2 protein-coding genes are annotated in these 1978 nt (G+C 59.7%); one reads left to right on the top strand and one right to left on the bottom strand.

Going from position 1 to position 1978, the window contains the following annotated elements; genetic code table 11:
• Positions 1-998 (top strand): IS1380 family transposase (locus MKZ40_RS16750; RefSeq protein ID WP_282627972.1); only part of this gene is annotated, 998 nt, incomplete at its 5' end.
• Between the two features lie 309 nt (positions 999-1307).
• Here the strand turns inward: MKZ40_RS16750 and MKZ40_RS16745 are convergent.
• On the bottom strand, positions 1308-1865 hold the full coding sequence (locus tag MKZ40_RS16745) for a hypothetical protein (protein ID WP_175090798.1): 558 nt from the start codon (positions 1863-1865) through the stop codon (positions 1308-1310).
• Between the last annotated feature and the right edge of the window lie 113 nt (positions 1866-1978).

Here is a 1978-nt window from a genome sequence, read left to right as displayed (position 1 = left end):
ACAACATCGATGCCGTGCATGAAGGTCTGCTGCGGCTGGTGGCCTGGCGCCTGACCTCGCTGAAGAACGGCGAGCGTCCCAAGCAGCTGACGCTAGACATCGACGGCCTGCCGATTGAGGTCCATGGACACCAGGGCGGTTCCGCTTATCATGGCCTTTACGGTACGCGGATCTATTCGCCGCTGGTCGCCTCGTTGGCCGAAACTGGCGACATGGTCGGCGGCCTGCTGCGCGAGGGCGACGCCGGCCCCGCCGAGAACGCTGATACGTGGATCCCGCACCTGGTGAAGCGGCTTAACGAGAGCACCGGCGCCCAGGTTCGGGTGCGTATCGACGCCGGCTTCACCGACAACGACACGCTGGAGGCGCTGGAGAAGCGCAGCATCGAGTACCTGGGCCGGCTGCGCAGCCACAAGGGCTTGCAGGCGCTGGCAGCGCCCTACCTGAAGCGGCCACGCGGCCGGCCACCTGAGCAGCCTCGGGAGTGGTGCCACGACCTTGAATACCAGGCCGGTACCTGGCCAACGCCACGACGCGTGGTGCTGGTAGTTCAGGAACGCCCCGATGACCTGCTGCTGCATGCCTTCTTCCTGGTCACCAACCTCGGCAAGTTCGACTGGCCGCCCGAGAAGATCCTGGCACTCTATCGCAAGCGCGGCAGCGCCGAAGCGCACATGGGCGAGGTGAAGTCGGCGCTCGACGTGCATCTCTCGTCGACCGATCGCGGTGCCTCCACCGTCCAGGACGTGATGGCCCGCAATGAGGTGAGCCTGTTGCTGAGTCTCTACGCCTATCAGGTTCTGCATGGCCTTCGCTGCTTGCTGGGGCGCCAGACCCGGCAGGGTTGGAGCCTGAGCCGGATGCGTGAACAGGTGCTCAAGGTGGCGGCGACGCTCTCGCTGCACGCTCGGCGCATCACCGTTCACCTCGGCGATACGGCTGATAAATGGTGGCCTGCCTTGCTGAAGGGGCTGCCGAAACTGACCGCGCTTAGCTGACGTTCGGCGCAACCACCATAGCTTCAAGAATCGAGCGACCGCAGCGACGGTCGACGATGACGGCTGCTTTAACGGCGTGATTAATTCCTGAACGTTATATAGATACGACAGAAGAGCAGCATTTGGGCATGATTCAGCGGGCCGTTACGGCGTAGATAGCACCCCCGGTGCGAGAACCCAACGGCCAGCCACTTCAAGCCGCCCGATCAGGGCACTCGTGAATAAGGCGGGTTAACCTTAAAACTCACCTAGCCTCTCCTATAACATTAAAAAAACACCCATGAACCAGGGGAATTAAAAACCATACAGCTACATATCTTTAAGATTCAGCGAAGAAATATCAATTAATCGACTGCCGAACTGAGCATCCTTGCTAGACCTCCCTGCCAGTAGCTTTAATATCAACAGCGCAAACTGCCTGCCTGTCTCCTCGTTCTCCAGCAATGGCATGCTGAGCTTCTCGTGGTCGCTGAGGGCGTCAAGCACGGCGTCGGTGACCTCATTCGGGAGGAGTCCGTGCAGCATCTGGTCTTTGATGTAGCTGTGCGCCTGGGCCATTACCACTTCGTTGCGTTCGATACGGTCGGCGATTTCGTAGGCGAAATGCAGCTTGTCATCGCCGCTGACCTTGGCGCAGTAGAGGTCGTTGATCCGGTCGATGATCTCGGCCAGGAGCTGCTTCTCGGCGTCGTGGGGCTTGCCAGAACGGACATCGTTGACCGAGGTAAGGCGGTAGCCCTCCTCGGCCTCTTCCAGGAGCAGGCGTTCCTCCTCACGCTTGATGAGGCGATAGTGGGGCAATTCCAGCCAGCTGACGTACTCCCAGCCGCCGGCAGACATGGCCTTGGTGATGCAGGGAAAACGCATGAAAGCTTTCAGACCGCGAGAATGTCAGCAAGATATGTCTCAACCAGTGCCGCTTTCTTCTGTTTCCGCCGAATTCCGCCTTTGAAAGATTTCTCTCCTTTCAGGTAATTCAG

Origin of the sequence: Cobetia sp. BMC6 (assembly GCF_029991385.1) — a bacterium.
Lineage (GTDB): Bacteria > Pseudomonadota > Gammaproteobacteria > Pseudomonadales > Halomonadaceae > Cobetia.
Note: the sequence above shows the minus strand (reverse complement) of the source record. Positions and strands in the feature narration are given on the sequence as shown.